This window comes from Aeromonas sp. DSM 116730, from assembly GCF_046581335.1.
GTDB classification, from domain to species: Bacteria; Pseudomonadota; Gammaproteobacteria; order Enterobacterales; family Aeromonadaceae; genus Aeromonas; species Aeromonas rivipollensis.
In genome coordinates this window covers 701,882-713,687 of record NZ_CP144265.1, presented here as the reverse complement: position 1 = coordinate 713,687, position 11,806 = coordinate 701,882, and the positions used below count along the sequence as shown (strand labels likewise).

At 59.7% G+C, this 11,806-nt stretch carries 12 protein-coding genes and 1 tRNA gene; 1 reads left to right on the top strand and 12 read right to left on the bottom strand.

What is annotated here, in order from left to right:
• Positions 1-19: 19 nt before the first annotated feature.
• From Aeroheme_RS03470 to rpsU, 5 genes are all read right to left on the bottom strand, one after another.
• Positions 20-96, bottom strand: a tRNA-Ile gene (locus Aeroheme_RS03470).
• Between the two features lie 179 nt (positions 97-275).
• The gene (gene rpoD, locus Aeroheme_RS03465; RefSeq protein WP_289976629.1) at positions 276-2,171 is read right to left on the bottom strand and encodes an RNA polymerase sigma factor RpoD; all 1,896 of its coding nucleotides are present in this window, start codon (positions 2,169-2,171) and stop codon (positions 276-278) included.
• Between the two features lie 183 nt (positions 2,172-2,354).
• Complete coding sequence (gene dnaG, locus Aeroheme_RS03460) at positions 2,355-4,142, bottom strand: DNA primase (protein ID WP_106885840.1); 1,788 nt, start codon at positions 4,140-4,142, stop codon at positions 2,355-2,357.
• Positions 4,143-4,231: 89 nt separating this feature from the next.
• Positions 4,232-4,675: a GatB/YqeY domain-containing protein gene (locus Aeroheme_RS03455; RefSeq protein ID WP_106885839.1), complete on the bottom strand. Its 444-nt coding sequence runs from the start codon at positions 4,673-4,675 to the stop codon at positions 4,232-4,234.
• Positions 4,676-4,690: 15 nt separating this feature from the next.
• Positions 4,691-4,906: a 30S ribosomal protein S21 gene (rpsU, locus tag Aeroheme_RS03450; RefSeq protein WP_005309452.1), complete on the bottom strand. Its 216-nt coding sequence runs from the start codon at positions 4,904-4,906 to the stop codon at positions 4,691-4,693.
• Positions 4,907-5,085: 179 nt separating this feature from the next.
• On the opposite strand from rpsU, the gene tsaD reads away from it, so the two are divergent.
• Positions 5,086-6,099 (top strand): tRNA (adenosine(37)-N6)-threonylcarbamoyltransferase complex transferase subunit TsaD, encoded by a 1,014-nt coding sequence (gene tsaD / locus Aeroheme_RS03445; protein WP_368170570.1) that lies wholly within the window; start codon positions 5,086-5,088, stop codon positions 6,097-6,099.
• Positions 6,100-6,186: 87 nt separating this feature from the next.
• Here tsaD and rpoS read toward each other — a convergent pair whose 3' ends face one another.
• The 7 genes from rpoS to ispF are packed head-to-tail and all read right to left on the bottom strand — an operon-like array spanning position 6,187 to position 11,767.
• Positions 6,187-7,170, bottom strand: coding sequence for an RNA polymerase sigma factor RpoS (gene rpoS / locus Aeroheme_RS03440; protein ID WP_043131996.1), 984 nt, complete (start codon positions 7,168-7,170; stop codon positions 6,187-6,189).
• 46 nt (positions 7,171-7,216) lie between these two features.
• Positions 7,217-8,281 (bottom strand): LysM peptidoglycan-binding domain-containing protein, encoded by a 1,065-nt coding sequence (locus tag Aeroheme_RS03435; RefSeq protein ID WP_408776745.1) that lies wholly within the window; start codon positions 8,279-8,281, stop codon positions 7,217-7,219.
• A 9-nt stretch (positions 8,282-8,290) separates the two neighbouring features.
• The gene (locus tag Aeroheme_RS03430; protein ID WP_025328241.1) at positions 8,291-8,872 is read right to left on the bottom strand and encodes a YqaA family protein; all 582 of its coding nucleotides are present in this window, start codon (positions 8,870-8,872) and stop codon (positions 8,291-8,293) included.
• Positions 8,869-9,537, bottom strand: coding sequence for a protein-L-isoaspartate(D-aspartate) O-methyltransferase (locus Aeroheme_RS03425; protein ID WP_205598792.1), 669 nt, complete (start codon positions 9,535-9,537; stop codon positions 8,869-8,871). The genes Aeroheme_RS03430 and Aeroheme_RS03425 overlap by 4 nt, the downstream gene beginning before the upstream one ends.
• Positions 9,491-10,252: a 5'/3'-nucleotidase SurE gene (surE, locus tag Aeroheme_RS03420; RefSeq protein ID WP_139745771.1), complete on the bottom strand. Its 762-nt coding sequence runs from the start codon at positions 10,250-10,252 to the stop codon at positions 9,491-9,493. The genes Aeroheme_RS03425 and surE overlap by 47 nt, the downstream gene beginning before the upstream one ends.
• Positions 10,233-11,291, bottom strand: a complete 1,059-nt coding sequence (gene truD / locus Aeroheme_RS03415) for a tRNA pseudouridine(13) synthase TruD (protein ID WP_289976627.1) — start codon at positions 11,289-11,291, stop codon at positions 10,233-10,235. The genes surE and truD overlap by 20 nt, the downstream gene beginning before the upstream one ends.
• Complete coding sequence (ispF, locus tag Aeroheme_RS03410) at positions 11,291-11,767, bottom strand: 2-C-methyl-D-erythritol 2,4-cyclodiphosphate synthase (RefSeq protein ID WP_290029036.1); 477 nt, start codon at positions 11,765-11,767, stop codon at positions 11,291-11,293. Before ispF ends, truD begins: the two co-directional genes overlap by 1 nt.
• Between the last annotated feature and the right edge of the window lie 39 nt (positions 11,768-11,806).

Sequence of the window (11,806 nt, the reverse complement as noted above, 5' to 3'; positions counted from 1 at the left end):
GAGCGGCTTTGTCTGAATGTGGTGGCCCCTGCCCGACTTGAACGGGCGACCAATCGATTATGAGTCGACTGCTCTAACCAACTGAGCTAAGGGGCCAGAATCTTGGTTTTGCGGCGTGGATTATAGGGGATGTGAGATAAGCCGTCCATAGGCAGATCAACCACTTGGCGAGTTTTTGTCCACTATTCCGCTAATCTTTTGCACCCAGGCTTCCGGATAAAACAAAGCCCCGCATGGCGGGGCTTTTGAGACAGGGCTCAGGCAGTGCCTCAGGACTATTCGTCCAGGAAGCTGCGCAGCACTTCCGAGCGGCTCGGGTGGCGCAGTTTGCGCAGTGCCTTGGCTTCGATCTGACGAATACGCTCACGGGTGACGTCGAACTGCTTGCCCACTTCCTCGAGGGTGTGGTCAGTGTTCATGTCGATACCGAAACGCATCCGCAGTACCTTGGCTTCGCGGGCGGTCAGGCCAGCCAGCACTTCGCGGGTAGCGTTGCGCAGGCTCTCGCTGGTCGCGGCATCCGCTGGCAGAGCCAGGGTGGTATCTTCGATGAAGTCGCCCAAGTGGGAATCTTCATCATCACCGATGGGCGTCTCCATGGAGATGGGCTCCTTGGCGATTTTCAGTACCTTGCGGATCTTGTCTTCCGGCATGCCCATGCGCATGGCCAGCTCTTCCGGGTTCGGTTCACGACCCATCTCCTGCAGCATCTGGCGGGAGATACGGTTGAGCTTGTTGATGGTCTCGATCATGTGCACCGGGATACGGATGGTACGGGCCTGATCCGCGATGGAGCGGGTAATGGCCTGACGGATCCACCAGGTGGCATAGGTCGAGAACTTGTAGCCACGACGGTATTCAAACTTGTCCACCGCCTTCATCAGACCTATGTTGCCCTCCTGGATCAGATCCAGGAACTGCAGACCACGGTTGGTGTACTTCTTGGCGATGGAGATAACCAGACGCAAGTTGGCCTCAACCATCTCTTTCTTCGCACGGCGGGCCTTGGCCTCACCAATGCTCATGCGACGGTTGATGTCCTTGATCTGGGCGATGGACAGACCGGTCTCTTCTTCAATCTGCTGCAGCTTGCCGATGGAACGCAGCACTTCTTCGTCCATCTCGAGCAGACGGGGAGACCAGGCCTTGCCAGCCTGCTTCTGGTATTCAAACCAGGCAGTCTCGCACTCGTTGTTGGTGAAGGCCGCGACGAAGGTCTTCTTCGGCATCTTGGCCTGCTCAACGCAGAGCTTCATGATGATGCGTTCCTGCACGCGAACCCGCTCCATCATCTCCCGCATGTTGTTGACCAGGCGATCGAACTGCTTGGGCATCAGGCGGAATTGACGGAACACATCGGCCAGCTGGGCGATGGCAGCCTGGGTGTCGTCGTGGGCGCGACCATTCTTCTGGATGGAGAGACGGGTGACTTCGTACTGGGCACGCAGTTCACCGAACTTCTCGCGGGCGACTTCCGGATCCGGACCACCGTCCCCATCGTCGTCGGAGCTGTCGCCGTCTTCGTCTTCATCCTCGTCTTCATCTTCGTCTTCGTCAGCGAGATCGTCTTCGCTGAGTTCGGAGCCGATGTGGGTGGCTGTCGGCGCCACGTCGTCCGCTTCGTTCGGATCGATAAAGCCGGAGATGATATCGGACAGACGCAGTTGCTCGGCTTCGTACTTGTCGTACTGTTCGAGCAGGTAAGTGATGGCTTCAGGGTACTCGGCAACGGAGCTTTGTACCTGATTGATACCGTCCTCGATCCGTTTGGCGATGTCGATTTCGCCTTCACGGGTCAGCAGTTCGACGGTACCCATTTCCCGCATGTACATGCGGACAGGATCGGTCGTGCGACCAATCTCAGATTCAACAGATGCCAGAGCCTGGGCCGCTGCTTCGGCAGCGTCCTCATCGGCAGTACCACCTTCGGCCATGATCAGATCATCGGCGTCCGGGGCGTTTTCCACTACCTGGATACCCATATCGTTGATCATCTGGATGATGTCTTCGATCTGGTCAGAGTCGACAATGTCTTGCGGGAGGTGATCGTTCACCTCGGCATAGGTCAGGTAGCCCTGTTCTTTACCTTTGGCAACGAGGAGTTTAAGCTGAGACTGCGGGGTTTGCTCCATAGAACTCATCCGGTTGGTGTTGCTAGGTTGCGCGTACAGTGCGCTGCTGCGCAAATAGCCAATTCTAATAGAAAACCGCCAGACATGCTATGTCTGGTTGCGGCGTCGGTCATGAGAAACCCCTGCCCGCAGTATTGTCGGGGCCAGGCGGTTATAAAATGTTTGCTTTTAATCCCGTCGATTCGGGCAACGGTATTTATATTGGGGCCAATCACTCAAATATCAAGCCCCGCTCTCATTTCTTTTCTCAATCTGTACCTCTCTGATCAGCATCATCAGCTCCTGTGTTTCCTCAGAGCTTAGCCCTTCCTGGGCCACCTTGGCCTGCAATTCTTCGATTCGTTGCTTCAGAAACTGGTTGATGAAACCGACGAAGGTATCCTGCAATTCTCCCAGAATATCCGGCTCCTGGTCGAGTTTGATCTCTTCAAACAGGTCGTGCATGGCCAGCTGAGCCAGGATCTCCCCCTCCTTGGTGCCGCGCCAGTGCTCCAGCAAGATGCCGGTGGTGATCCCTGGCTGAGTCAGGATCTGCTGATGCAGCTGCAACAGGAATTTGATGCCCTGCACCCGCAGCCCAGCCAGTTCCGGCATGGCCGGCAGCTCGGCCGTCACCGCCGGATATTGCACCATCAAAGCCAGTGCCCGGCGAATGGGGGTCAGTTTGGCGGCCTTGGGCTTGCTGACTTCACCCTTGGGCTGGCTATTGCGGGCAAACAGCTCGGCGATCCGCTGCTTGTTCTCCCCCCAACGCATCATGCTGGAGAGCCGGGTGATCAGCCCCTCGCGGGTGAAGCCTTCCGGCACGCGGCGGATCAGTTCGGCGGCCTTGTTGGCCACTTCAAACTTGCCCGCCTCGCCAGAGAGGGCGGCATCACGCCCGAGACGCTCGAACATGAAATCGGCGAAGGGCTGAGCCTCGTCCAGCAAGGCCTCAAACCCCTCCTTGCCGATCTGACGGACCAGAGAGTCGGGATCCTCGCCATCCGGTAGGAACACGAACTTCAGCTCGCGGCCATCCTGCAGATGGGAGAGTGCATTATCCAGCGCCCGCCAGGCCGCCTCACGGCCGGCGTTGTCGCCATCGTAGCAGCAGACCACCTCCGCCGTGGTACGAAACAGGGTGTGGATATGGTCGCTGGTGGTAGCCGTCCCCAGCGCGGCCACCGCATAGTCGATGTCGTACTGACCGAGCGCCACCACGTCCATATAGCCTTCCACCACCAGGATCCGACGAGGATCCTTGTGTGCCTGCTTCACCTCGTAGAGGCCGAACAGTTCACGCCCCTTGTGGAAGATGGGGGTCTCCGGCGAGTTGAGGTACTTGGGCGTGCCATCCCCCAGCACCCGGCCACCGAAGCCGATGACCCGACCCCGCTTGTCACGGATGGGGAACATGATGCGATCACGGAAGCGATCATAGCTGCCAGGACCGCTGTCGCGGGGGATCAGCATGCCGCCGGAGATGAGCAGCTGTTCGTGATCCCGACTGGATCCAAAGCGCCGCCGGACCTGATCCCAGTCACCCGGGGCATAGCCAATATTGAAGCGTTTGACCACTTCCCCGGTCAGACCGCGCCCCTTCAGGTATTCCACCGCCTGAGGAGCCCCCTTGAGGTTGCTCTCGTAGAAGCGGGCAATCTGGCTCATCAGCTCATAGAGATCCTTGCTGACGGCAGGTTGGGAACTGGCCGAGCCCCCCAGGCTCTGCTCGCGAGGCACCTGCATGCCTTGCATGCTGGCGAGCTCTTCGATGGCGTCGGGGAATTCGAGTCCGTCGTACTCCATGACAAAGCCGATGGCGTTGCCGTGGGCGCCACAACCGAAGCAGTGGTAGAACTGCTTCTCCTGGCTGACGGTGAAAGAGGGGCTTTTTTCGTTATGAAAAGGACAGCAAGCCTGATAGTTCTTGCCGGCCTTCTTCAGCCGCACCCGCGAGTCGATCAACTCGACGATATCGGTACGTACGAGCAGATCATCGATAAAGGATTGTGGGATCCTGCCTGCCATAACCGTCCTGTTTCATTACTCGGAAAAATAAAAAAGCCGCGCATTCACAGGGAAGCACGGCTTCTTTCGACTAACAAGAGAAATGCCTGTTACGCCAAGCGGGTTTTCACCTGAGCACTGACGGCGCCGACATCGGCACGCCCCTGAATCTTCGGCTTCAAGACAGCCATGACCTTGCCCATATCAGCCATGACGGCAGCACCACTTTCAGTGATGGCTTGCTCGATCAGTGCGGCAATTTCGTCTGCGGTCAGCTGTTGCGGCAGGAATTCCTGCAGCACCAAGATCTCTGCGGACTCTTTGTCGGCAAGATCCTGACGACCGGCAGCTTCAAATTGGCTGATGGAATCGCGGCGCTGTTTGACCATCTTGGTCACGACAGCGAGGATATCCTCATCATTGAGCTCGATACGGGTATCAACTTCACGCTGCTTGATTTCTGCCATCAACAAACGGATCGCCCCCAAGCGAGCCTTATCTCTGGCAAGCATGGCGAGTTTTTGTTGATCCTTGAGTTGATCCTTCAGAGACACGGCATGATCCCCCGATTAGTACAGGCGGATACGACGTGCGTTTTCGCGGGACAGCTTCTTGGCGTGACGCTTAACGGCAGACGCTTTGGCGCGCTTACGGATGGTAGTCGGCTTCTCGTAGAACTCACGGCTACGAACTTCAGACAGGATACCGGCCTTTTCGCAAGAACGCTTGAAGCGACGCAGAGCAACGTCAAACGGCTCATTTTCACGGACTTTGATTACTGGCATGTGCCTTTCACCTCAGTGATATATTGTTAGCTGACCATCAGTCGATCAGCATGTCTTAAAATGGTGCGAAATTATACTCTGGACAGGGAATGAAAGTAAACCCGCAGAGATCGCTCTGGTTTAAAAAACCCGCGAAGGTTACCATAGCCGTCTCATTTTAGCAGTGAAATTTTTTAGCAATGCGTGTATTGGGCATAGAGACATCCTGTGACGAAACCGGGATCGCGATCTTCGACGATCAAAAAGGGATCCTTTCCCATCAGTTATACAGCCAGGTCAAGCTGCATGCGGACTACGGTGGCGTCGTCCCCGAGCTCGCCAGCCGGGATCACGTCCGCAAGACGATCCCCTTGATCCAGGCCGCATTGCAAGAGGCGGGACTGGGTAAAGATGACATCGACGGCATCGCCTACACTGCGGGACCGGGTCTGGTTGGTGCCATTCTGGTGGGGGCGACCATAGGCCGCTCCCTCGCCATGGCCTGGGGTAAACCCGCCGTGGCGGTACACCATATGGAGGGCCATCTACTGGCTCCCATGCTGGAGGAGCGGGCCCCCGAATTCCCCTTCGTGGCGCTGCTGGTCTCCGGCGGTCACTCCATGCTGGTGCGGGTCGACGGCATCGGCAGCTATCAACTGCTGGGGGAATCCATCGACGATGCCGCCGGCGAGGCCTTCGACAAGACCGCCAAGCTGATGGGACTGGACTACCCGGGCGGCCCCCTGCTCTCCCGCCTTGCCGAGAAAGGCACCACGGGACGCTTCACCTTCCCCCGCCCCATGACGGACAGACCCGGGCTCGATATGAGCTTCTCCGGTCTCAAGACCTTTGCCGCCAACACCATAGCCGCCAATGCCGACGATGAGCAGACCCGTGCCGACATCGCCCGCGCCTTTGAAGATGCGGTAGTCGATACCCTGGCCATCAAGTGTCGTCGCGCCTTGAAGGAGACAGGGCTCAAGCGCCTGGTGGTGGCCGGTGGCGTCAGCGCCAACCGTCACCTGCGTGCCCAGCTGGCCGAGCTGATGGAGAGCCTCAAGGGCGAGGTGTTCTATCCGCGTACCGAATATTGCACCGACAATGGCGCCATGATCGCCTATGCCGGCATGCAGCGCCTGAAAGCGGGTGTGTTCGAGCCGCTGGTCGTCAAGGCGGTGCCGCGCTGGCCGCTGGATACCCTGGATCCCGTGTGATCCCAAGGATCCTCTCGCAATGAAAAAGGGGCCTCTGGCCCCTTTGTTGTATCTGTCCTCGGCATAATAGCCGTCCGTTGGTTAGGATTAATTGGTTCTAAACAGGGCCTCAATGGAGAGCCCCTGCCCCAGCAGTATCTCCCGCAGGCGGCGCAGCCCCTCGACCTGGATCTGGCGCACCCGCTCCCGGGTCAGACCAATCTCGGCCCCCACGTCTTCGAGCGTTGCCGGCTCGTAACCGAGCAAGCCGAAGCGGCGAGCCAGCACCTCACGTTGCTTGGGATTCAGCTCTTCCAGCCAGTGGACTATGCTGCTGCGCATGTCATCTTCCTGAGACTCCAGCTCTGGCCCCATGCCGCGCTCATCGGACAGGACGTCGAGCAGTGCCTTGTCGCGATCGCCGCCGATGGGGGTATCCACCGAGGTGATCTTTTCGTTGAGCTTGAGCATGCGGTTCACATCGTCGACCGAACGATCCAGCGCGAAGGCTATGTCTTCTGCGGTGGGTTCATGGTCTAGGCGGTGGGAGAGTTCACGCGCGGTGCGCAGGTAGACATTCAGCTCCTTCACCACATGGATCGGCAGCCGTATGGTACGGGTCTGGTTCATGATGGCCCGCTCTATGGTCTGGCGGATCCACCAGGTGGCATAGGTAGAGAAACGGAAACCCCGTTCGGGGTCGAACTTCTCGACCGCCCGGATGAGACCGAGGTTCCCCTCTTCGATGAGATCCAGCAGCACCAGGCCGCGGTTGTTGTAGCGCCGGGCAATCTTGACCACCAGGCGCAGGTTGGATTCGATCATGCGCTTGCGCGCGGCTTTGTCACCGCGCAGGGCACGACGGGCGTAATAGACTTCCTCTTCGGCCGTGAGCAGGGGGGAGAAGCCGATCTCCCCCAGATAGAGCTGGGTGGCGTCCATCACCTTGTTCAGTTCCGGCACCATGAGCTCATCGGAGATAGTCTCCTCAGCCTCGGCGGCAACCTCCTGAACCTCTTCTTCCTCCTGGGCCTCCAGCTCTTCGTCGAACTCTAACTCTGCATCCTGCATTACCAGTTGTTCTTGGCTCATGATATGTCTCCCTGACCTGAACCAGAGTAAGACCTAGCTCTCTGGGTTAACGCTTTGGCAAATAGCCCATCGGGTTGATTGACTTGCCTTTGTACCGGATTTCAAAGTGCAGGCGCACATCCGGCGCATCCGTGCTACCCATGTTGGCGATGACGGCTCCGCCTTTGACGGAGTCTCCCTCCCTGACCCTCAACTCGTCGTTGTGGGCGTAAGCAGAGAGGTAGTCATCGTTGTGCTTGAGAATAATCAGCTTGCCGTAACCCCTGAGTGCACTGCCCGCGTAGACCACTTTGCCGCCGCTGGCGGCGTAAACGGGTTGGCCCTTCTGGCCGGAGATGTCGATGCCCTTGTTGCCTTGTTCCGCAACGGAGAAGCCTTCGACTATCCGTCCCTTAGCTGGCCAATGCCAGGAGAGAGTTGACTGGGAACTGACGTTTTTTTGTTCTTTCGCCTGAGCGTATGCTGTTGACGGTGCAGGAGCAATCGTTTTCTGAGCAATAAACGGGGTGGTCGTACCTGCCGGTGCCGTCGCCATGGGTTTGGGTCCGGAGCTGGTCACAGACGGAGTGGTCGCCGCCACCATCTGGCCGCCTGCCGCCGCACTCGCCCCCACGTTGAGCACCTGGCCAACATGGAGCGAATAGGGGGCCTGCAGGTTGTTGCGCTGTGCCAGAGTCTGATTGGAGACATTGAACTGGCGGCCTATGCTGCTCAGGGTATCCCCACGACGCACCTCATAGGTGCCGTTGCCGCTTGTGACAGGGCGGCTCATCGCCATGCCGGTGCTGACCACGGCGCCGGAAGAGCCATCCAGCCTGAGCTGCTGGCCCGGATAGATGTTGTAGGGAGGGCTGATCCCGTTGAGGCTGACCAGGGATGCGACATCCATGCCAGAACGGAATGCGATGGAGTACAGGGTATCCCCCTTCACCACTGTGTAACTGCCACCCTGCATGCCCGAATTGGCCATGTTTTGACGAGTCGGGATGGTCGAGGCAATGGGGTCATTGCCCAGACTCTGTACCGGGGCAGCAGTCTTGCTGGAAGAGCAGGCAAGCAGTAGCCATGACAACACGACGACACTGCTTCCTTGCCAAACACGCGAACGCATAGTGGATCCTTAACGACTAAACCAGAAATAGGCCGCAATGGCCAAACCAATACAGAGCCAGCCGAGCACATCCACATAGTGCATCAGCTTGCGCTCCATCTTCTCACCCCCCCACCGCATCAGGCCCGCGACCAGGAAAAAGCGCATGCCACGACCGATGAGGGAGGTCACGATAAATGGCAGTAGCGCCATATGAAGCAAGCCCGCCGTGACGGTAAACACCTTGTAGGGGATCGGCGTGAAACTGGCAATAAAAATCACCCAGATCCCCCACTGCGTGAACCACTGCTCGGCCAGCGCAATCTTGTCTTCATAGCCGACAGAGACCACCAGCGGCTGGACCACGGGCTCCCACAGGGCATAGCCCAGGGCATAACCAAACAGCGCCCCCAGCACAGAGAAGAAGGTTGCCAACCCGGCGTAGTGCCACGCCTTGTGCGGCTTGGCGAGCGCCATGGGGGCCAGCATCACGTCCACCGGGATCGGCCAGAACACCGACTCGATAAAGGCGGTGATGGAGAGATACCAGGGGGCGTGCTTGTGGCGGGCCCACTGCATCACCAGTACGTACAAACGGGAAAACAGCTTCACTCCACATCTCCGTCAATCAGGGGGACAAAACGCACCGGCTCCAGGATCCGGCTGGTCAGCTGGGAGCCGGATCGCTCGATTAGCTGCAAAGTTTGCTGACTATCCCCCACCGGCAGCACCAGACGCCCGCCTTCGGCCAGCTGATCGGTCAGGGCCTTGGGTACCTCGCTCGCCGCAGCCGTCACCAGAATGGCATCGAACGGCCCCTTGTTGGGCCAGCCCAGCCAGCCGTTGCCGTGCTTGGCCGAGACATTGTGCAAGTCGAGCTGGCGCAGCCGGCGCCGGGCCTGGAACTGCAGCGACTTGATCCGCTCCACCGTGTAGACATGCTCCACCAGATGGGCCAGCACTGCGGTCTGATAGCCGGATCCAGTGCCGATCTCCAGCACATGGGCCGGATCGTTCTGGATCAGCAGCTCCGTCATCCGCGCCACTATGTAGGGCTGGGAGATGGTCTGGCCGTGGCCGATGGGCAGGGCAGTATTATCCCAGGCCTTGTGGGCCATGGCTTCATCCACAAACAGCTGGCGCGGCACTTTCGCAATCGCCGCGAGCACGCGGAAATCACGAATGTCCTGGGCAATCAGTTGATTCAACAGGCGCTGTACTATCACAACGTCATCCCTGCAGATCCAGCCAGGCACCCAGACTCGCCAGACTGTCATAGGCAGTCATGTCGATGGTCAACGGGGTGATGGAGACATAACCCTGCTCGATGGCGGCGAAATCCGTGCCGTCTCCCGCATCCTGCTGGCTGCCGGGGGGGCCTATCCAGTAGATGGGTTGACCACGGGGATCCTCGCTGCGGATCACCGACTCGGCGGGATGGCGGTTGCCAAGGCGGGTCACCCTGATCCCCTTGATCTGCTCGAGGGGCAGGTCCGGCACATTGACGTTGAGGATCTGATCGGCTGGCAGGGGATGTTTCATCAGCCCCTTCACCAGCAGGACCGCATGGTGAGCCGCCGTGGCGAAGTGGGTCTTGCCTACCAGGGAGATGGCGATGGAGGGGAAGCCGAGGTGGCGCCCCTCGGTGGCCGCAGCGACCGTGCCCGAGTAGATGACATCATCCCCCAGGTTGGCACCGTGGTTGATCCCGGCCACCACCATGTCCGGTTCCGGGCGCACCAGCTCGTTGACCGCCAGGTGCACGCAGTCGGTCGGGGTGCCCTTCACCGCATAGCTCTCGCTGCCATTAAAGCCGGTTTCGCCAAGGCGCGTAACCCGCAGCGGCACTTCCAGCGTCAGGGAGTGACTCGCGCCGCTGCGGTTGCGATCCGGCGCTACCACAATGACTTCGCCGCAGGCAGTCAGCGCCTCGCTGAGGGCACGAATGCCCTCGGCATGTACTCCATCGTCATTACTGACCAGAATTCGCATCGGTTGGGTTCCTGAAACCGTGATCGGCCTCTTCGGCCTGCATTAACTCGCGCACCACGCTGGTGGCAAAGGCGCCGGCCGGCAGGAAGAAGGAGAGGGTCAGCACCTCGCCATCCTGCTGCCAGCTCATCTGCTCCGGCTTGAGCAGCAGCGGACGCCTGTCCTGATCCAGCCCTGCCTTCTCCAGCCCGTCACACCATTCGGCGTAAGGGGCCAGCACCGCCAGTTCAAACTCGGCGGCGGCACCCTGGCTCGCCAGTCGGCCACGGCCCCACTGGGGGGCGGTGAGCTGCACGTCGCCGGAGGCGAGGCGCGCCTCCAGCTCCGGGGTCAGCACCTCTTCACTGAAGATGGAGTGGCTGCCCCTCAGCATCACGCAGTCACCGGCCAGCAGCTGGTGTGCCAGCCCCTGCTCGATGCGGGCGCTGACGATGGCATTGAACAGCATGCTGCGGGCGGCTGAGAGATAGAGGGAGCGCTTGTTGCGATCCTTGATCCGCTTGCCGGCAAACATGGCCTTGGCCGCGTCCAAGTTGTTGCCATCCCGGCCAAAGCGCTGCTCGCCGTAGTAGTTGGGCACGCCCTGGACGGCGATGGCCTGCAGCCGGGCTTCCAGATCCCCTGCCTGCTCCAGACCGGTGAGGCGCAGGGTGAAGTGGTTGCCCTTGAGGTAACCAACCCGCAACTTCTTGTTGTGGCGTTTGGCCTGCAGGATCTGGATGCTGTCGCTCTGGATGACAGAGAGATCCGGTTCGCCCTTGCCCGGCAGGTGAATGCCGAACCACTGCTCGGTCACCGCGTGGCGATCCTTCAAGCCCGCCCAGGTCACCGCATTGCGATTGACGCCGGCCGCATCGGCCAGCAGGCCCGCCACCCAGGCGGTGTTCTCGCCGGTTTTGCGCACCCGCACGAAGATGTGCTCCCCTTCCCCGCAAGGTTCGAAGCCGAGATCTTCATTCACCACGAAGTCGGCGGCCTCGGCCTTGAGGATGCCGCGGGCGACAGGCGCCCCGTGCAGATAGCTCAGCTGTTCCAGCATCATTGTTTCACCAGTAAGACGACGGCTTCGGTGGCGATCCCTTCCTTGCGCCCCGTAAACCCGAGTTGTTCTGTGGTGGTCGCCTTGACATTCACCCGGTTCAAATCACATTGCAGATCGGCCGCCAGCACGGCGCACATGGCCGCGATATGGGGCGCCATCTTGGGGGCCTGGGCGATGATGGTCACATCCAGGTTGCCGATGGCGTAGCCCGCCTGCTGTACCCGGGCAAAGACGTCCCGCAGCAGGATGCGGCTGTCGATCCCCTTGAATTGCGCTGCGGTATCGGGGAAGTGGCGACCTATGTCGCCGGCGCCTATGGCTCCCAGCAGGGCATCGCTCACCGCATGCAGCACAACGTCACCATCAGAATGGGCCAGCAGGCCCTGTTCATAGGGTACCGGGACGCCACCCAGCATGCAGGGGCCAACCCCGCCAAACCTGTGCACGTCAAAACCATGTCCAATTCGCATCATGCCTGATCCCCCCTCAATACACAGAAATCTGTCTCGTCA